The sequence below is a fragment of the Nocardiopsis sp. NPDC101807 genome (assembly GCF_044766605.1).
Classification (GTDB): domain Bacteria; phylum Actinomycetota; class Actinomycetes; order Streptosporangiales; family Streptosporangiaceae; genus Nocardiopsis; species Nocardiopsis tropica.
In genome coordinates this window covers 12734-30153 of record NZ_JBIWMK010000005.1, presented here as the reverse complement: position 1 = coordinate 30153, position 17420 = coordinate 12734, and the positions used below count along the sequence as shown (strand labels likewise).

Genomic DNA, 17420 nt, shown 5'->3' with positions numbered 1-17420 from the left:
CCGAACGGGCGCGGGTTCACATCGGCGAGGGCGCGAGCAGGACGAACCCCGCACCGAACACGTCGGCGCACAGGGCGAGCCGCCCCACCCCCGGTGTGCTCTCCGGCCCCATGTACACCCGGCCTCCCGCCGACCGGACCCTCTCCACGGCCGCGTCGCAGTTCTCGACCGCGAACACCGGGTGCCAGTCCGCCGCGCCCCCGGTGGCGGCCAGCTGGGCGGGGTCGACCGGCATGATCCCGCCGTGCGCCCGGTCCTGCCCGAGCCCGGCGGGGGCGACGATCGTGTACGTCCCGGCCTCCCCCGGCAGGGAGAAGTCGGTGTAGGACCACTTGAAGAGCTCGGCGTAGAAATCCCGCGCACCGTCGCCGTCGGGGGTCCACAGCTCGACCCAGCACAGCGCCCCGGGACGGTCGGCGGCCTCCATCCCCCGGAAGGCCTTGGCCTGCCAGAGCCCGGCGTAGCCGCCCTGGGGGTCGGTGAACTCCGCCATGCGCCCGCGGTGGAGGACGTCGAACGGCTCCACCACGAGGGTTCCGCCGAGATGCTCCACCGTGAGGACCGTGTCGTCGACGTCGGGGTCGGCGAAGTAGACCGTCCAGGCGGGCCTCTCACTCTCGCCCATGAACGGCCCGAGCCCGGCCACGGCGGCGCCGTCCAGGAGCAGGTACCGGTATCCGGCGCTGTCCGGGCCCCCCTCGACCGCCTGCCAGCCGAACAGTTCCCGGTAGAACGCGGCCGAGGCCTCGACGTCGGGCGACGACAGATCGGTCCAGCAGGGTGAACCGGGCAGAAAGTCGGTGGTGATCATCGAATCCCCTTCTCCATCGGAGGCACACCACTTCCGAGTGTGACCCGGCCGGCCGGCCCGTCGGGGATCGGGGCGGCAAAGACTCTCACAACTCACCTTGGCGGGCCCGGCGGCTCCGGGGCCCGGCGGAGCGGAACCGGGCAACTCCGGGACCCGGTCGGGGAGGCGCTCAGCGCCGCACCTCCATCGGGAGCTCCGCCACGACACTCGTCCCTCCGCTCGGACGCCTGGCCACCGTCAGACGCCCTCCGACGGATTCGACCCGTTCGCGCATCCCGGCGATCCCCGAGCCCGCGCTCCCGTCGGCCCGGATCCCGATGCCGTCGTCGTCGACCCGGACGACGAGCTCGCCCCCGACCGGCGCCAGCACGAGCTCGCACCGTTCGGCCGCCGCGTGCCGAACGATGTTGCTCAGCGCTTCCTGGACGACCCGGGTGGCGACGAAGGCGGCCTCCCCTCCGTGTTCCGGGAGGTCGATGCGGGCATCCACCTCCAGGCCGCTCACCGCCGCCGCCGCGACCAGCTCACGGAGCGCGGCGGCGTGGTTCCCGCCGCCGTCGCCGAACGGAGCACGGTCACGACGGCGCAGCGCCCGCACCAGGTCCTGCACCTGGACCAGGGCCGAACGCGAACGGTCCTCGATGTCCTCCAGCGCCTCGAGCAGCTCCCCCCTGTCCGAGGACGACACGGCGCGTGCGACGGCGGCTTCGGCGCTGATGGTGCTCAGCGCGTGGCCCACGACGTCATGGACCTCGCGGGCCATGGCGGCCTCCCTCCGGACGTGCTCGAACTCGGCCTGCTGGCGTTCGGCACGACGCACCGCGCCGATCCGCTCCGCCTCGGCCCGTCCGAGGAGCCAGGCCACACCGATCGCGCCGAGGCCGAACACGACCCTCTGCATCGCGTCCTGTGCCGATGAGCTGACCCCCAGCACGAGGGACACCAGGACGAGGACCCCCAGGACGACGGAGCCGGCGTCGCGTTCCCTGGACCCGCCCCGCAGCGCCAGGGGGTAGAGGCACCAGGCCACCCCCACCATGGGATCGGTGGTGGCGGAGAACAGCCATCCCGCCGCCGTGGCGACCAGGGCCGCGGACACTGCAGTGACCGGCGACCTCCACCGGAGCAGCATGGCGCCGCCCGCGAGCAGCGCGAGGCAGGAGCCGAGCAGCCGGTCCCCTCCCGGGGAGAGGGCGAGGACCGGGGGGATCCAGAAGACCAGCACGACGGCCGCGGACACGGCGGCGTCCACGAGCCGTGAGGCAGCGGAGCGCCGGCCCGGCGCCTCCCGGGCATCTCTCAACATGCGTCGATCCCACCACAGCGGCCCGCTCTGTCGACCACGGCGCCCCGCCCTCCGCACCCGTCCTCGGCGGGGACCCGTGCGGCCGCCGGAAGGGGCGGCGCCGCTGGGGATTCTGATCACCCTCCCCCTGGTCGTCGCCACCGGTGTCCTGCAGTGGCCGGAAGCGCTCAGGCTCCTGCCCGACCAGGCCGGCCTGAGCCTGGTCGGAACCCCGGCCTACGAGGTGCACGAGCTCCCACCAGGAATCGCCGCGCTGACCCTTGCGGTCTGGGCTGTCGTGTCCCTCGCCGTGTACGCGGTCTCCCTGGTGCGCCGCGACGCCTGAACCGTTCGGGCGAGAACTCCCCGGCGACCCGTAGCGGCCCGGGCCAGCGCTCGAAGTGGCTGAACAGGCGGCCGGGGCACTCGCGAAGCCGCACCGCGCGACCTCGAAGGCACTCAGACCTGGCCGGGGAGGGCGACGTGAACACGGTGGGGACCGTTGTAGTGTCGGCCCTCGCCGACGGGGAGGAAGCCCAGACGGGCGGCCAGGCGCAGGCTGGGCGCGTTGTCGACGTGGATGAGCGCCCAGACCGAGTGCAGGCCGAGGGGGCCGAGGCCGTGGCGGAGCAGCGTGCCGGCCGCTTCCGTGGCCAGCCCCCGCCCACCGTGGCGAACGGCCAGGTACCAGCCGATCTCCGGCAGCCCGCCGGGCAGTTCCCCCGAGGGTCGCAGGTGGGCGAGGCCGACCAGGTCGCCGCCGAGCAGCACGGCCCAGTGCCCCAGCTCCGGCGGCCCGTCGTAGGCCAACCTGGCGTCGACCATCCGGCGGGCCGGAACCGGGTCGGAGAGGTCCGCCCCCGACAGCGAACTCATGGCGGGGTCGGCGAACAGGTCCACCACGCCATCGGCATGCCGTTCCACGAGGGGTTCCAGGACCAGCCGGTCGCTGAACAAACGCTTCTGCCGCCCACCCATCGAACCGCCCCGGGTCAGCGCTTGAAGTGGACGAACAGGCGGCCGGGGCCCTTCCGACGGTCGTATTCCTGTCGACGGTGCAGCCGAGCCATGGGACTCATACCGCTACCACGTGCACGTCGTCGGCGCCGATCGCTTCCACGTACGCGGTGATGTCCCCCGGGTCACTGGTGAATACCACCGCGCTCCGGTGCTTCACGGCCGTCCAGGCGACGAGAGCGTCCACTGCGTCCGGGCGTTTCTTCACGGGGAGCACCGCCAGACCCAGCACCGCACCGATGCGCCGCCAGTCGGTGATGTCGGGGGCCGTCGCACACACTATGCATTCCGCCTGTCCCGCGCCCGTCGGGCGCAACGCGGATACGGACGAGCGGGCCTGAGGCACCGTACACTCCTTCAGGATCGCGCCCATGGCGTGAACGGCCGCCGGGTCCGGACGCCACACCTGGGCGAGGACGGGGCCAGGGATCACGGGACGGTGCGGGGCGCGGAGAAGCCCTCGGTGCATCTGCACCGCCTTGGCCTTGCGCGCCGCCAAGGCGATGAGCATCCCTGTGTCGTAGACGGGGGTGCGGGCGCTCACGCCACCTCTCCCCGATGGGACTCATGGGTCTCCCCGACGCCGTGGACCAGGCGCATTGCCTCGTCGACCTCGCGGCGCTCGTCCTCACTCAGGGAGTCTTCGCTCGTCTCGTCCACGGGCCCGTAGTGCTCGGCGCGCCCTTCGGCGTCCGCGATCAGCGCGTCCAGCTCCGCGAACTGCGCTTCGGCCGCCTCGACCTCGGCTATCTGCCGGATCGCCGCATTGACCAGGTAGGACGACACATCCATACCGGCACGATCAGCGTGCGACCTGACACGCTCGGCCTCTTCCGGATCAAGACTGATACTGATGCGAACCTTCGCCATGCGATGATCGTAATACGCGTATTACGCCATGTCCAGCAGGCGCCGTCAGAGCAGGGACCGAGCAGTGGGACCGCCCCGGGTCAGCGCTTGAAGTGGACGAACAGGCGGCCGAAGTTCTTGGAGTCCTTCTCGACCCGGTGGTAGCGGGCCTTGACGTCCTTGCGGTCGAGGTAGCGCAGCACCCGCTTCTTCAGCTGCCCCGACCCCTTGCCGGGGATGATCTCCACGGTCCTGGCCCCGGTGCGCTCGGCCTCGTCCATGATGTCGGCGAGGGCCCTGTCGATGTCGCGGCCCTTGTTGAAGATGTCGTGCAGGTCGAGTTTGAGCCGCACCGTGCCTCCTCCGCGTCCGGTCACACGGATGATACGGGCCGACCGGACGCGAGGGCCGCTCAGGCCCGCCCGGCAGCCCGGTTCCGTTCGCGGGCGCTCCCGTCCCGGCGTCTGCGCAGCGCCCACCACAGGCCCGCCGCGGTCGCCGCAACCAGCAGCGCGACGGCCAGGAGGGTGAGGGCGTCCGGGCGCACGACCGACTGGCCCCGCAGCGCCTGCCAGGCGGTCAGGACCAGGAGCGCCGCGTGGGCCGATCCGGCCACGACGACCACGCGCAGACGCACGGCGTCCGGCTCCAGCCCCGCGTAGCGGCGGCCCAGCGCCACCAGGAGCAGGGCGAGCAGGATGAGCGCCTGGAGCCCGTGGATGCCGACGAAGTGGGCGACCCGCAGGTCCCCGGCGACCGTGCTCCAGCCCACGACCGGCAGCCCCGGCCCGCCGTCCGCCACGCCGACGGTGTGCGCCCCGATCACGTCCCCCGGCCCGCCGTTCTCCAGGTCGACCATCTGCTGGTCGGACGGGACGGTCATGAAGAAGGCCGCGGCCATGCCGGCGAGGGCGATCACCGTGCCGATCCGCACCGCCCAGGTGGTGGAGCGCTCGCCGACGCGCTGCACGAGCAGCAGGACGCCGATCCCGAGGTTGGCGGTCCACGCGGCGACGATCATGGCGGCCATGGCGTTGTAGACGGCCGTGTCGAACGGGGTCGCGTAGTTGTAGTGGCTGAGCTCGCCCCGCCATGCCTGGAGCCCGATCGCTGCCAGCTCGCCGAGGACCATGGCGGAGAAGAGCGTCCCGAGCCACCATCCGGTGCGCCGCCACCGCACGAGCAGCGAGAGCAGCCACGCCAGGGTGACGTTGTAGACCGCGATCGACAGGGCGAACTTGGCCGGCTTGAGCCAGATCGGGCGGCCGGCGAGGGTGCGGTCGTCCACCGCGAGGCCGACGAGGGCCGCCGCCAGGACGACCGCGCACAGGGCGGCGGTCGCCATGAGGGGGCGGTGCCAGTCCGGCGCGCTCCGCAGTAACGCGCCGGGGGCGGGGCGGGGGGTGGTCGGGACGTTCACGCTTCTCCTCTTTGGATACTTTCACTATCCACTATGGATACCTTTACTATCCATGAAGGACCGGGACGTGGCAAGGGGAAAGAAGCGAGGATGGGCCCATGCGTATCGGCGAGCTGAGTGAGCGGTCCGGGACCCCGGTGCCGACGATCAAGTACTACCTCCGCGAAGGGCTCCTGCCCCGGGGCGAGCGCACCGGCCCCAACCAGGCGAGCTACGGGGACGCGCACCTCCACCGGCTGCGCCTGGTCCGCGCCCTGACCGACGTGGGCGGGCTGCCCATCGCCACCACCCGCGAGATCCTCGCCCGCGTCGACTCCCCCGACCCGCCGATCACCCACGAACTCCTCGGCCACGCCATGCACGTGCTCCCACCCGCCACGAAGGGCGGCGCCACCGCCGAGGAGGAGGACCACGGCCGGGTGCGGGCCCTGTTCGAGAGGCGCGGCTGGCACGTCTACCCCGAGGGCCGCCCCGCCGCGGACCTGGCCGAGGTGATCTCCACCTACCGCCGCGCCGGGCGCCCCCTCGACGACGAGGCGCTCGACGGCTACGCCGCCACCATGGAGCAGGCGGCCCGGGTGGACCTCAACGTCATCGGCCGGGTCACCGGCACCGACGAGATCCTGGAGAGCGCCGTCGTGTACTCGGTGCTCGGTGACGCCCTCATGACCGTCCTGCGCAGGCTCGCGCAGGCCAACGAGTCCGCCCGCAGGGCCGGCGTGGTGCCCGGGGACTGACGCGGCCCCGCGCCGGGCGCGGGGTCACAGCGCCCCCGCAAAGGCCTCGCGCACCGTGTCGTCGCGGTCCAGGACCGCGAACACCACGTGCTCGAACGCCCCCGCGAACCCGCCGCCCGGCCGCAGGTGCCCCGCGAAGGCCGCCGCCACCTCCGACGGGTGGTTGCCGAACACGCCGCACCCCCACGCCCCGAGCACCAGCCGGTCGACCCCCTGCTCGGCCGCGACGGCGAGCACGCCGCGCGCACGCGCGGCCAGGACTCCGGGGATGGGGTCCGCCGGCTCGTCCCGGTTGCGCTCGATCATCCGCCGGTTCGGCGCCGCGCAGGTGAGGAAGGAGACCAGCAGGGGCTCCGGCAGCCACCCGCCCCGCTCGTCGCGGTACACCGGCACGCCGGGCGACCAGATCACCCGGTCCGTGTAGAGCAGGCTCCCGTGCGCCCGGTGGTGGTCGTAGTACTCCGGGCACAGCACCAGGGAGGCGTACAGAGCGCTCGACCTGGCCAGGCTCTCCTCCTGCGCACGCGCGCCGTTGGCGACGCCGCCGCCGGGCTTGCGGGCGGACGCGAAGTTCAGCGCCGCCACATGGGGCCGTCCCGGCCCGGACGCCAGGCGCCCGGCCGCGGCGAGCGTACTCTCCCGGGTGACCTCGAAACGGGTCGTGCGCCGCGTCCCCGACCCGGAGGGCTCCGCCGGCTCGCCCGGCAGGTAGAGCCGCGTGCCCGCCCGCATCGCGGCCAGGTCCCCCGACAGGTCCACGATCCGCTCCCCGACCCGGTAGCGCCCCTGCTCGAAGGCGTCGCGGGTCTCCCTCCACACGGCACGCAACCTCTGGGACACGGGCCCCTCCTCCTGCCGTCCACGGCGCGGACGCGCCCCGGGGCGCGGAGCCCCAGGCCGGGCGGCCGTGGGCCGGAACCCGGTCGGACTACGCAAACTACTCCCCCGGGCCCGGACCTCCAAGCAGATTTCCGCGGCCGGACGGCCCCGAGAACCCCTGGCCCGCGACGGCACGCGCACGGGATCATCCCTCTGCGAACAGACCGGCGAGCACACGCATGAGCGCCGAGGAGAGGGTCCGCGCCTCCCAGTTCCCGGCGCGCGTCCTGCGCCACGACCCCGGCCTCGCGGGGCTGCGCCTGGCCCCCCGGGGGTGGGCCGGGGTGGAGGACCTCCTCGCGGGCGGCCGAGGCGCCGGGGTCCGCCTCGCCCGGGCAACCCTCGCCGAGGTGGTCCGGAGCAACGGCAAGGAGCGGTTCGCCCTCAGCCCTTCGGCCTGGCCGCGGAGAAGATCGCGGTGCCGGGGATCATCCGGCCCCGCACCGGCCCCCAGCCTCCCCACACGCGGTCGAGCCCCTCCGGCCACTCCGGTTCGACCAGGTCCTCCAACGTCAGCCCCGCGCGGGCGATCCCCCGCACCCAGTCGCCCACCGTGTGGTGGTGCTCCACGTAGACCGCGTTGCCCTCGTCGTCCTCCTCCACGTAGGCACGGCGGTCGAAGTAGGACTGGTGGACGGTGAACCCCTCCTCGCCCGGGTCGTCCGGGAAGCTCCACCGGACCGGGTGCGTCACCGAGAAGACCAGGCGCCCTCCGGGGCGCAGGACCCGCGCCGCCTCGCCGAGGGCGTCGTCGGCCGAGGGAACGAACGGGAACGCGCCGAACGACGAGAACACCGCGTCGAAGGAGGCGTCGGCGAAAGGCAGTCTCTGGGCGTCGGCCTGCACGGTCGCCAGGCTGTGCCCCGTCTCGGCGTCGATCCGCCGCGAGTGCTGCAGCTGCCGGAAGGACAGGTCGAACGCGACCACCTCCCGCACGCCCCTCGCGCGCAGCCACCGGCCGCACTGGCCCGCGCCGCAGCCGACCTCCAGGACCCGCGCCCCCCGCAGCTCCGCGGGGTCGCCGAGCAGCCCCGCCCGCTCCTCGGTCAGCCCCTCCGGGCACCACACGAAGTCGGCGTCGCCCAGGAAGCCGCCGTGTTCGGCCTGGTAGGCGTCGGCGGCGCCGTCCCACCACAGGCGTCCGGCGCGGGAGCTCTCCCCCGCGTCCACGTCGCGGCGCTCCACGTGTCCGGGCGCCGGATAGTCGGTCTCTTCGTGCATGGGGCTGGCTCCTCGTGCCGTGGCCGGGGACTCAACGGTCGGTACCGCCACCGGTCCCGGCGGCGGCCTCCGACGGCTCCTGCTCGGACAGCCCCGCGGGTCCCGGCTCCCCCGCACGCCCCTCCTCGCGGGCCTCTCGGGCCTCGCGCAGTTCGCGGCGGACGAGGAAGATCCAGCCGGCGACGGCGACGACGGCGAACACCCACCACTGCACGGCGTAGGAGGCGCTCATGCCGGAGTCCACCTCGCGCAGCTCGACCGGCTCGGGGGCGGGGTCGGGCGCCGGGTCCTGCCGGGTGAGCTCGACGAATCCGCCGTAGACCGGGTAGGGCAGTTCCTCCGCGATCATGTCGACGTCGACCATCATGAGCTGCCCCTCGGGCAGGTCGTCGCGGTTGCGCAGGCCGCTGTTCTCCTCCGTCTCGGAGAAGTGCAGCCGACCGGTCACGTCCACGGTCCCGCCGGGGGCCTCCGGGGGCTCGGGGGCGTCCAGCGCGGTCTCGCCGCGCTGGATCCATCCGCGGTTGACCAGGACGGCCGTACCGTCCTCCCCGACCAGGGGGGTCAGGACGTGGTACCCGACGCCGCCGGATCCGTCGCGGTTGCGCAGGAGGATCTCGTGGGCGGTGTCCCAGGCGCCGGTGGCCTCGACGGTGCGCCACCTGTCCTCGGGGGCGACGTCCTCCCCGACGGCGGCCAGCTCCGAGACGGGAACGGGTTCGGCGGCCAGGTTGTCCTGCTGGAGGTTGACGGACGCGCTGCGCAGCTCCCAGCGGTCCAGCTGCCAGAAGCCCAGCCAGACGAAGCTGGGCACGATCACCAGGACGAGCGCGTGGAACGCCAGCATGCGTTGCGACAACAGGACTTTGAGCACGTCTTCGAGGTTATGAGACTCTCCGGGCCGCGCCGCACCGCCCCTCGCGAACGGCCGCGGGGCCGCCGGCGTCCGGCGGCCCCGCGTGGGCGCCGGGGCGCGGGGAGCCTCCCCTCCCCGCGCCCCGGTCCGGGCCCGGACCGTGCCGGGCCCGGGCCCGGGCCTCCTAGTCCTCCTGGCCGGCGGCGGCGGACGCCTTGCGCTTGCGGGCGAAGTACAGTCCCGCGCCGCCCGCGCCGATCGCGGCGACCGCTGCGGCGACGAGGCCGCCCAGAGCGGTACCGGTCACGGCGAGCTGCTCGTCGGCCTGCGGCTGGGGGGTGGAGGGCCGGTCGCCGCTGACGCTGGAGTCGTCCTCGCCCCTGTCCTCCTCACGGGGCGCCTCGGGAGCGGTGGGCTCCTCCTCGGGGGCCTCGGGCTCCTCGGGGGTCTCGCCGCCCGGCTCCTCCGGCTCCTCGGGGGTCTCGGGGTCGGGGTCCCCGCCCTCCGAGATGGTCTCCATGCAGGCGGACTGGGCGAGACCGAGCACGGAGACGGCGTTGCCGCAGATGTCGACGGCGGCGTCGACGGGGACGAGCACCTGGTTGCCGCTGGCCACACCGCCCGCGCCGCTGGTGGCGGGCCCGCCCTCGTTCTCGGGGGAGGCCTGGATGATGTTGATGATGGTGGTGCACTTGGCGCTGGAGCCGCCGAGGATGGCCACCGAGTTGCCGCAGACGTTGATGGCCGCGTCGACGGGGACGACGATCTGGTTGCCGCTGGCCACACCGCCGGAGCCGTCCGTGAGGGCTCGGGGCGCGTCGGCGCTCTCCTCCTCCAGGACCTCGACGACCTCCAGGCACTCGGCCTCGGAGATGCCGCCGACGGCGACGGAGTTCCCGCACGCGTCGACGGCGGCGTCGACGGGGACGATGATCTGGTTGCCGCTGGCGATGCCGCCGGCGCCGCTGGTGGAGGCTCCGCCCTGGCCGCTGACCTCGTAGAGGACCTCCGAGACCCGGGTGCACTTGGCCGAGGAGATGCCGAGCACCGCGAGCGAGTTGCCGCACAGGTCGGCCTCGATGTCCACGGGGACGATGATCTGGTTGCCGCTGCCGATGCCGCCGGAGCCGTCGGTGGTGGTGTCGGCGAAGGCCGCCGTGACGGGGGTGGTGACCAGCCCGGCGGCCATCACGGTGGCGAAGGAGTAACGGAGTGTGTTGCGCATGTGCGGCTAGGACCTTTCACGGAGACAGCCTGGGTTGCGCCGGTCGTGGCGCCGGTGGTCGTGGTCGGACCGGGTGTCCGCGTCGCGGCGGAGCACTCGTGCGGTCCCGCTGTCACGACCGTGCGGGTCCGTCACCGGCGAGCGGTGGAACGGCGGGGTGACCCGCGTACGTGGGAGTCGTGGTCCGGAGTCCTCCGAAGTGGTTTTCCGGGAACGAACCGCCGACGGACCGAAACGTTAGCAAGCCGCTGCGTGCTCGCACGCGTTTTCAGACAATGTCCGCCATCACCGCAAATACCCTCCGCTCATAGTACGTCACTCTAGGGAGTCTTTGCTGTTCGCAGACGTAGAGCCGACTACACAGGGTACATACTCAACGACAGAGAGGCATGAAAGATGATGAATTTTTTTCAGGTAAACCCTCGAACGTAATCCACTAAGCACCTTCGTTGATTAGTTCGACCGGACTTCGGGCACGCCTTATACCCCAAGAACCCAACTGCGCACCATGAGTGCAATGAGCCATTGGAGAGAAAAGACCGGATACACGTTCCGGACACGGCCATCTCCACGGACATCCGAGCCGGGAGGGCCCTCCGCGCGACCGCCCCCGTCCCCTCCCGCTCCACCGAAGAGGAAAAAGAAAAGGGAACTCGCAACAGCCGAAACGCTGATTTCGCCACCCCAAACCGACCTCTATCGCAACTCGGGAAACTCCTACCCCACCCTCCCCGTACTCGGTCGAATCCGCTGGCCAGGAGCGTGCACCCGACGCCGTCCGGCCGAACACCGACCGGAATACAGCCGATGTCGCACCGACGAAAAAGGGATCTCCGGGCCTACTCTGAGCACTGCCGGTGATCACCGGTGACGGATCGGTGAGCCCATGGCCGCCCATCCGTTCATGAAGGCCAACCGGAAACGCATGATGTGCGTCCTCTTCCCTGGACATGCCCTCCGTTTCCCCCGCCCCCACTGGAGCATGCAATGCAGTCCGCACCCCCGTGCCCCCGCACGCGCACGACACTGTCGGCCGGCGCCGCGACACTCGCCCTCCTCCTGGCCGCGGCCGCCTGCGCCTCGGGGGGTGACGAGCAGGCGGAGGAGGTGGAGGGCGCGATCGCCCCCGTCGCGGAGGCGTCCCCCACGCCCTCCCCCGGCGCGGAGACCGGGCCCCGGCCCTCCCACGAGCCGTTCACCATCGCCTTCGGCGGCGACGTCATGTTCGAGGGGATGCTCGAACCCCGCCTGGCCGACCCCGCCACCGCGCTCGGCCCCGTCTCCGCACAGCTCTCCGCCGCCGACCTGGCCATGGTCAACCTGGAGACCGCCGTCACCGAGGGCGGCACCCCCGCCCCCGGCAAGGAGTTCCTGTTCCGCTCGCCCCCGAGCGCACTGGAGGCCCTGGCCGCCGGAGGCGTGGACGTGGCCACCGTCGCCAACAACCACGGCATGGACTACGGCACGGACGGACTGATCGACACCCTGGAGAACGGCGAGGCCTCCGGTGTCGCGCTGGTCGGCGCGGGACGCGACGCCGACGAGGCGTACACACCCCACGTGGCCGAGGTCAACGGCCAGAGCGTGGCCCTGTTCGGCGCCACCGACGTCATGGACGACCACCTCCTGGCGGAGTGGACCGCGGGCGAGGGCAAGCCCGGCATGGCCTCCACCAAGAACGAGATGCGGGAGCGGATGCTCGACGCGGTCTCCGGGGCCGCGGCCGAGCACGACAACGTCGTGGTCTTCCTCCACTGGGGTCTGGAGGGCGCGCACTGCCCGCTGCCGCACGCGCCCGCCCTCGCCGAGGAGCTGGTCTCGGCCGGGGCGACCGCCGTGGTCGGCGGCCACGCGCACGTCCTCTCCCCGGGCGGGTTCACCGGCGACTCCTACGTGCACTACGGGCTGGGCAACTTCGTGTTCTACAACTTCGAGGGGCCCACCGCCGAGACGGGGGTGCTCACCCTCACCTTCGACCGGGGCAGCGTGACCGGGGCGGACTGGGCGCCGGCGCAGATCCAGGGCGGCGTGCCCGTGCCCTACGAGGACGAGGCGGCGGGTCGGGCCGCACAGGCGTGGCTCGACATGCGCACCGGGTGCGGGCTGCCCCTGGCCGACTCCCCCGCCTAGCGGGCCGGGAGGGCGTCCGCCCCCTCCTGCGGGGCGGCCGCCTGTCGGCGGTCCCTGGTTGGATGGCGCCGTCGCGGTGCACCGCCGGGCGGAGGAGGACTCTTGGGCACGTGGGGCAGTGGGAACTTCGAGAGCGACACGGCCAGGGAGCACCTGTCGGCCGTCGTCGACCGGCTCGTCGCGGAGGTCTCCGAGGCGATGGCGGGCGATCCGGTCGCCATCGAGCCCGACGAGTACTGGGGCGTGACCGTGCCCTGCAACCTGGAGCTGCTGTACGTCCTCGCCCTGGCCGGCCACACCTCCGACCGCCCGCTGCGCCCCGAGACGGTGGAGGGCTGGAAGAGGGACTTCATGGCCGTCTGGGAGCGGACGATCGACGGACTGGAGCCCTCACCGGGGTTCAAGGAGGAGCGGCGCGCGGTCCTGGTCCGGACGTTCGACCGGCTGGCCGGCGTCGCCGCCCGTCGGGAGTGACCCGCGTACGGGCCGGCGGCGGCCCCGCACGTCAGCTGACGTGGACGACCGGGCGCCGTCTCGGGTCCTCCTCGGCCTCGCGGAGGATCTCCCGGGTGAACGACGCGGTCTCCCCCTCCCCCAGCACGCCGAACCTGAACAGCAGCCGGATCGGCGACCCCTCCGACCAGGCGAAGTAGCAGTGCGGAACGGCCCCGGTCCGGTCACGGAGGCACAGGAGGACCGCCGCGAGCGCGTTGGGGGCCGCCGGGCTGCGCACCCGCAGGACCCGGTGGCCGTCCACCTCCAGCCCTCGCACCCGCAGGACGCTCGCGAACTCCGACGGGTGGTGCACCTCGACCTCCACGAACAGCGGCGGCGTCCGGAGCGGGATCGGGTGCAGGAGCGCCTGCTCGCGCTCGATCTCCTCGTACCCGGCCGCCCCGCCGGACCCGGGCCGGTTGGCGAACAGGTGCAGCCGTCCCCGGAGCACCGCCTCCAGGGCGAACCTGACCGCGGTCTCGTCCAGGTGGACGCTGCTGGTCCTGAGTTCCGTGCTCCTCAGCGCCCGCGAGACCAGCGACACCAGGACGGTGCCGGCCACGAACGCCAGCGCTATGAGCAGACCGTCCGGCCTGGCCGCGACGTTGTCGGCGAGCGCGTAGCCGAACACCGCCGTCAGGACCCCGAACCCGGCCGCCGCCCGCCGCCGCCCCGAGCGGTGGGCGAGGATCGTCACCGCCAGGGCGGAGGTGACCAGCATGGCGAGGATCCCGGTGGCGTACGCACCCGACTGGGCGGTGACCCCCGCGTCGAAGGCCACGGTGATGGCCATCGCGACCGCCGTGTACACCAGCACCACGGGCCGCACGGCCAGCCCCCACGCGGGCGCCATCCCGTAGCGGGGCAGGTAGCGCGGCACGATGTTGATCAGGCCCGCCATGGCCGAGGCCCCGGCGAACCACAGGATGAGGACCGTGCCCACGTCGTAGAACACGCCGAACCCGTTGCCGAGCAGGTCGTACGCGAGGTAGGCGAGCACGCGGTCGGCGGCGGGCCCGCCGGGCTCCACCGCCTCCCGGGGGACCAGGACCCCGGAGACGAACGTCGTGGACAGCAGGTAGACGCTCATGATCACGGCGGCCGTGGTCAGCATGGTCCGTGTGTCGGCGATCCTCGACCGCAGGCGCTCCTGCCCGGTCCCTCCCCCCGTCCGGATCAGGGGCATCATGCTGACGCCCGTCTCGAACCCGGACAGCCCGAGGACCAGGAGGGGGAAGGCCACCAGGACGGTGGCCGCCATCGACGGGAGCCCCCGGCCGCTCCCGAGGAGCGCGCCCTGCCAGTCGGCGAGGGTCGACGGATCCGCCGCGATGCGCACCAGCGCGGCGACCACCACCACCGCGTTGAGCAGCAGGAACACCAGCACCAGGGGCACGGCGATCCGGACCGCCTCGCGGAACCCGGCCAGGAACACCGCGCCCAGGAGGCCGAGGAGGACGAGGGTGACCGGCACCGGGTGGTCGGCCAGGGCGGCGGGGGTGTACGGGTTGGCGGCCAGGTGCGCGGTGGCGTCGGCGGTGGACAGGGTGATGGTGACGATCCACGACGTCGCCACGAAGCCCAGCAGGCACAGGACGAGGAACTTGCCCCTCCACTCGGGGAGCAGGTGTTCGAGCATCGCCACCGACCCCTGGCCGTGCGGGCTGCGCTCGGCCACCCTCCGGTACACGGGCAGCATCCCGCCCAGGGTGAGGAGGACGATCAGCAGGGTCGCCACGGGTGAGAGGGCTCCGGCGGTGAGGATCGCGATCGCCGGGAGGTAGCTGAGGGTGGAGAAGTAGTCGACGCCGGTCAGGCACATGACCCGCCACCAGGCGTGCTGGCGCTCGGCGTGCGGCGCCGACCCCGGGCCGCCCACCTCGTCCACCCGCCGGGCCAGGAGCCACCGCGCCAGGGCGCCGTGCGCACGGGAGCCGTCCGAGGGAGGGGCGTCCCACACGTAGGGGCCGCCGGCGCCCCCGCCTCCGGCGCGGTCGGCGCCCGTGTCAGCACCGGCCCCGGCCGCCCGGCCGGGCGCCTCTGCGTCCCCGCCGTGGCCGGAGCCCTCCTCGGCGTTCCCGCCGGAGTCCCGTCGCATCGCGTCTCCCCCCGGGCCGGGCGCCGGGCACGGCCGTGCCCGGCGCACCCCCAAGTCTCCTGCTCGGGGACGCTCCCGCGGGTCAGCCCGGCGACCGCGTGTCGGCCCGTGCACGGCCGGAGCCCGCACCCGTGTCGCCCCCGGGGTGCCGGAGGCGCCGCGGACGGGTTCGCCGCGGACGGGCCGATCCGGCGGGGACGCCGGAGGCCCTCGCGCCCACGGGCGGCCGCGGCGCCCCCTCGACTCCGGGGCCGCGGCGGAGCAGGCCCCGGGGGGAGCACACGGCCCCTAGAGAGCCCCGACCTCCACACCGTGGCGGGCGGCGACCTCCGCCATCTCGGCCAGCAGGGCGCGGCGGTGGGCCGCCCCCAGGTAGGAGGCGTGCACGGCGTTCGCCGCGAGGCGGACCAGGTCCCCGGCCCCCAGCCCCAGCCGGTGGGCGGTGGCGTACTCGCGGTTGAGGTCGGTGCCGAACATGGTCGGGTCGTCGGTGTTGAGCGTGACCAGCAGCCCGGCGTCGAGCATGCGGGGCAGCGGGTGGTCCCCGATCGCCTCCACCGCGCGGGTGCACACGTTGGAGGTGGGACTGACGTCCACCGGGACCTGCTCGTCCACCAGCCGGGCCACCAGCTCCGCGTCGCGCATGGAGTCGATGCCGTGTCCGATGCGCTCGGCGCGGAGCACGTCCAGGGCCTCCCGCACGCGCTCGGGCCCACCGTGCTCACCGGCGTGCGGGAGGCTGGCGAGCCCGGCGGCGCGAGCGCGGCCGAACACCCCCGCGTACTTCCCCAGGGGCGTCTCCACGCCGCCCACCCCGAAGCCCACCACGCTGGGCGGCCCCTCGTCCAGGACGGCCTCCAGGGTGGCCTCGGCGCTCTCCAGACCGAAGTCGGAGGGGAAGTCGGGGATCCAGCGGAGCCGGATGCCGTGCTCGCGCTCGGCCTCGCGGCGCGCGTGCTCGATCCCGTCGAACACCACCCGTGCGGGCACCCCGCGCATCAGGTGGGTGTAGAGGCTGACGTGCACCTCCGCGTAGCGGACGTTCTGCGCGGCCAGCCGCCCGGCGACCGCCGAGGTGAGGACGGCGAAGTCCTCCTCGTCCCTGAGGGTCGTCACCGACGCCAGGTAGACCTCGATGAAGTGGGGGAAGTCGGTGAAGGCGTACCAGTCCCGGAGCTTCTCCAGGGTGTCGGGGACGCCCTCGGCCGCGTGTCGGCGGGCCAGGTCGAAGAGGGTCTCGGCGGGCATCGAGCCTTCGAGGTGGACGTGCAGCTCGACCTTGGGAAGGTCCCGGACGAGCGCGTCGACGCCGGTCACGGCGGGGGCGGTGTGGTTCTCCATGGCGCGAGGCTACGCGCGGTCACGCGCCCGCCCAACCCCTTCCGGGCGAACCTGACGACGGCCTGTCAGCCTCTCCCCCGGCGGCCCGCCCGCCGTCGCGGTGCGCCGGGTCCTCTCCGGTCCCGGTCGGGGCGGCCCCGACCGGTCGGCGAACCACAGAGGGGTACATTGCGGACATGATCCCCCAGGGCGACCCCCACCCCTCCACCCCCCGTCCGCCGCGCCCCCGCTGGGCCGCCCGACTCCGGACCTACCGCGCCGACCACCCGCGCGCGTTCGCCCTCCGCGCCTCGGGCGTGGTCCTCGTCCCCCTCGGGGCCTTCGGCGCCGCCGCCTTCATCACGATCGACACCACTCGAAGCCTGTGGCCGCTGGGCGTCATCCTCGCCCTGCTCCTGCTGATGGTGTGCGTGATCCTCGTGGCCCTGTTCACCGTGACGTCGGCATCCGCCCGAGCGGCCGAGCGCGCCGGCCAATCCATCAAGCTCACGAACCTGCCCGCGGGCACCGACCCCGCCAAGCTCGCGGAGGCCTGGCGGCTCGTCCGGCAGGGCACCCTCGGACCGGACCCGGAGACCAACCGCCTGGGGAGAATCGCCGTCGAACAGGAGATCGGCCGTGCGAAGACGGTCCTCGCCACCGTGGTCCTCGGGCTGGCGACCGCCCTCGTCAACGCCTTCTACTGCGTCAACCGCTTCATCCTGCTGGACGGGGGCTCGGGCCCCGTCGTCCTGATCCTGGGGATGTCCGCCCTCATCGTGGCAGCCGCGTGCGCGACCCCCTCCATGATGAAGCGGCGGCGCCTCCGCGCGGAGGCGTTTCGCGACGCCTACGACGCCGCCTACGGCGACGGCGCGGACGAGGCTTCCGACACCGCGGCGTGAACGCGGCCCGGTCCGCCGGGGCACGGCGTGGCCGGGGAGGCCGTCCCGGCCGGGTCCCGCGCGCGGAGCCGATACCGGGGCCGTGGGGACGGGCCCCGCGCACCGGGCTTCACGCCCCGCGCCGGGCCGGGGCCCCGCGCCCGGGCCCGGGCGCGGGCGCGGGGACGCGGTG

At 73.5% G+C, this 17420-nt stretch carries 18 protein-coding genes and 1 pseudogene; 6 read left to right on the top strand and 13 right to left on the bottom strand.

Annotated features, from left to right (window positions below):
* Positions 1-16 precede the first annotated feature (16 nt).
* Both ACIRPH_RS16360 and ACIRPH_RS16355 read right to left on the bottom strand, forming a co-directional pair.
* Positions 17-811, bottom strand: a complete 795-nt coding sequence (locus ACIRPH_RS16360) for a VOC family protein (RefSeq protein WP_402914924.1) — start codon at positions 809-811, stop codon at positions 17-19.
* Positions 812-980: 169 nt separating this feature from the next.
* Positions 981-2117 carry a sensor histidine kinase gene (locus tag ACIRPH_RS16355; RefSeq protein WP_402914921.1) on the bottom strand — a complete coding sequence of 379 codons (1137 nt, stop codon included), beginning with the start codon at positions 2115-2117 and terminating at the stop codon, positions 981-983.
* Between the two features lie 76 nt (positions 2118-2193).
* Between ACIRPH_RS16355 and ACIRPH_RS16350 the strand changes: the two genes are divergently transcribed.
* A complete protein-coding gene (locus ACIRPH_RS16350) occupies positions 2194-2442 on the top strand; it encodes a hypothetical protein (protein ID WP_402914919.1) in 249 nt (82 codons plus the stop codon).
* A gap of 113 nt (positions 2443-2555) precedes the next feature.
* Here ACIRPH_RS16350 and ACIRPH_RS16345 read toward each other — a convergent pair whose 3' ends face one another.
* The 5 genes from ACIRPH_RS16345 to ACIRPH_RS16325 form a co-directional block, all read right to left on the bottom strand.
* On the bottom strand, positions 2556-3053 hold the full coding sequence (locus ACIRPH_RS16345; RefSeq protein ID WP_402914916.1) for a GNAT family N-acetyltransferase: 498 nt from the start codon (positions 3051-3053) through the stop codon (positions 2556-2558).
* 118 nt (positions 3054-3171) lie between these two features.
* Positions 3172-3657 (bottom strand): hypothetical protein, encoded by a 486-nt coding sequence (locus ACIRPH_RS16340; protein ID WP_402914913.1) that lies wholly within the window; start codon positions 3655-3657, stop codon positions 3172-3174.
* Positions 3654-3983 carry a plasmid mobilization protein gene (locus ACIRPH_RS16335; RefSeq protein ID WP_402914910.1) on the bottom strand — a complete coding sequence of 110 codons (330 nt, stop codon included), beginning with the start codon at positions 3981-3983 and terminating at the stop codon, positions 3654-3656. Before ACIRPH_RS16335 ends, ACIRPH_RS16340 begins: the two co-directional genes overlap by 4 nt.
* 80 nt (positions 3984-4063) lie before the next feature.
* Positions 4064-4315 (bottom strand): Smr/MutS family protein, encoded by a 252-nt coding sequence (locus ACIRPH_RS16330; RefSeq protein ID WP_402914907.1) that lies wholly within the window; start codon positions 4313-4315, stop codon positions 4064-4066.
* A 59-nt stretch (positions 4316-4374) separates the two neighbouring features.
* Complete coding sequence (locus ACIRPH_RS16325; RefSeq protein ID WP_402914904.1) at positions 4375-5382, bottom strand: hypothetical protein; 1008 nt, start codon at positions 5380-5382, stop codon at positions 4375-4377.
* 98 nt (positions 5383-5480) lie between these two features.
* Between ACIRPH_RS16325 and ACIRPH_RS16320 the strand changes: the two genes are divergently transcribed.
* Entirely contained in the window at positions 5481-6119 is a 639-nt protein-coding gene (locus ACIRPH_RS16320; RefSeq protein WP_402914901.1) for a MerR family transcriptional regulator, read from the top strand.
* Positions 6120-6143: 24 nt separating this feature from the next.
* On the opposite strand, the gene ACIRPH_RS16315 is transcribed toward ACIRPH_RS16320, so the two are convergent.
* Positions 6144-6959 carry a TIGR02452 family protein gene (locus tag ACIRPH_RS16315; RefSeq protein ID WP_402914898.1) on the bottom strand — a complete coding sequence of 272 codons (816 nt, stop codon included), beginning with the start codon at positions 6957-6959 and terminating at the stop codon, positions 6144-6146.
* 218 nt (positions 6960-7177) lie between these two features.
* Between ACIRPH_RS16315 and ACIRPH_RS16310 the strand changes: the two are divergent.
* A pseudogene (locus tag ACIRPH_RS16310) lies at positions 7178-7327 on the top strand (RNA--NAD 2'-phosphotransferase); the annotation flags it as partial.
* A gap of 55 nt (positions 7328-7382) precedes the next feature.
* Here ACIRPH_RS16310 and ACIRPH_RS16305 read toward each other — a convergent pair.
* The 3 genes from ACIRPH_RS16305 to ACIRPH_RS16295 form a co-directional block, all read right to left on the bottom strand.
* Complete coding sequence (locus ACIRPH_RS16305; RefSeq protein ID WP_402914896.1) at positions 7383-8219, bottom strand: class I SAM-dependent methyltransferase; 837 nt, start codon at positions 8217-8219, stop codon at positions 7383-7385.
* Between the two features lie 31 nt (positions 8220-8250).
* Positions 8251-9093: an SURF1 family protein gene (locus tag ACIRPH_RS16300; RefSeq protein WP_402914893.1), complete on the bottom strand. Its 843-nt coding sequence runs from the start codon at positions 9091-9093 to the stop codon at positions 8251-8253.
* A 166-nt stretch (positions 9094-9259) separates the two neighbouring features.
* On the bottom strand, positions 9260-10300 hold the full coding sequence (locus ACIRPH_RS16295; protein ID WP_402914891.1) for a chaplin family protein: 1041 nt from the start codon (positions 10298-10300) through the stop codon (positions 9260-9262).
* Positions 10301-11287: 987 nt separating this feature from the next.
* Between ACIRPH_RS16295 and ACIRPH_RS16290 the strand changes: the two genes are divergently transcribed.
* Positions 11288-12430, top strand: a complete 1143-nt coding sequence (locus ACIRPH_RS16290; protein WP_402914888.1) for a CapA family protein — start codon at positions 11288-11290, stop codon at positions 12428-12430.
* A 102-nt stretch (positions 12431-12532) separates the two neighbouring features.
* Positions 12533-12904, top strand: a complete 372-nt coding sequence (locus ACIRPH_RS16285) for a DUF4259 domain-containing protein (RefSeq protein WP_402914886.1) — start codon at positions 12533-12535, stop codon at positions 12902-12904.
* Between the two features lie 31 nt (positions 12905-12935).
* Here the strand turns inward: ACIRPH_RS16285 and ACIRPH_RS16280 are convergent, their stop codons facing one another.
* Both ACIRPH_RS16280 and add read right to left on the bottom strand, forming a co-directional pair.
* On the bottom strand, positions 12936-15023 hold the full coding sequence (locus ACIRPH_RS16280) for an amino acid transporter (RefSeq protein ID WP_402914883.1): 2088 nt from the start codon (positions 15021-15023) through the stop codon (positions 12936-12938).
* A gap of 288 nt (positions 15024-15311) precedes the next feature.
* Positions 15312-16364: an adenosine deaminase gene (gene add / locus ACIRPH_RS16275; RefSeq protein ID WP_402914881.1), complete on the bottom strand. Its 1053-nt coding sequence runs from the start codon at positions 16362-16364 to the stop codon at positions 15312-15314.
* A 176-nt stretch (positions 16365-16540) separates the two neighbouring features.
* Here add and ACIRPH_RS16270 point away from each other — a divergent pair, with 176 nt between their 5' ends.
* Complete coding sequence (locus tag ACIRPH_RS16270; RefSeq protein WP_402914879.1) at positions 16541-17248, top strand: hypothetical protein; 708 nt, start codon at positions 16541-16543, stop codon at positions 17246-17248.
* The last annotated feature ends 172 nt before the right edge of the window (positions 17249-17420 follow it).

Bases quoted from the DNA above. Each gene is read 5' to 3' on its own strand.
- ACIRPH_RS16360 (WP_402914924.1), bottom strand. From the start codon at position 811: ATGATCACCACCGACTTTCTGCCCGGTTCACCCTGCTGGACCGATCTG.
- ACIRPH_RS16355 (WP_402914921.1), bottom strand. From the start codon at position 2,117: ATGTTGAGAGATGCCCGGGAGGCGCCGGGCCGGCGCTCCGCTGCCTCA.
- ACIRPH_RS16335 (WP_402914910.1), bottom strand. From the start codon at position 3,983: ATGGCGAAGGTTCGCATCAGTATCAGTCTTGATCCGGAAGAGGCCGAG.
- ACIRPH_RS16320 (WP_402914901.1), top strand. From the start codon at position 5,481: ATGCGTATCGGCGAGCTGAGTGAGCGGTCCGGGACCCCGGTGCCGACG.
- ACIRPH_RS16305 (WP_402914896.1), bottom strand. From the start codon at position 8,219: ATGCACGAAGAGACCGACTATCCGGCGCCCGGACACGTGGAGCGCCGC.
- ACIRPH_RS16295 (WP_402914891.1), bottom strand. From the start codon at position 10,300: ATGCGCAACACACTCCGTTACTCCTTCGCCACCGTGATGGCCGCCGGG.
- ACIRPH_RS16290 (WP_402914888.1), top strand. From the start codon at position 11,288: ATGCAGTCCGCACCCCCGTGCCCCCGCACGCGCACGACACTGTCGGCC.
- ACIRPH_RS16280 (WP_402914883.1), bottom strand. From the start codon at position 15,023: ATGCGACGGGACTCCGGCGGGAACGCCGAGGAGGGCTCCGGCCACGGC.
- add (WP_402914881.1), bottom strand. From the start codon at position 16,364: ATGGAGAACCACACCGCCCCCGCCGTGACCGGCGTCGACGCGCTCGTC.
- ACIRPH_RS16270 (WP_402914879.1), top strand. From the start codon at position 16,541: ATGATCCCCCAGGGCGACCCCCACCCCTCCACCCCCCGTCCGCCGCGC.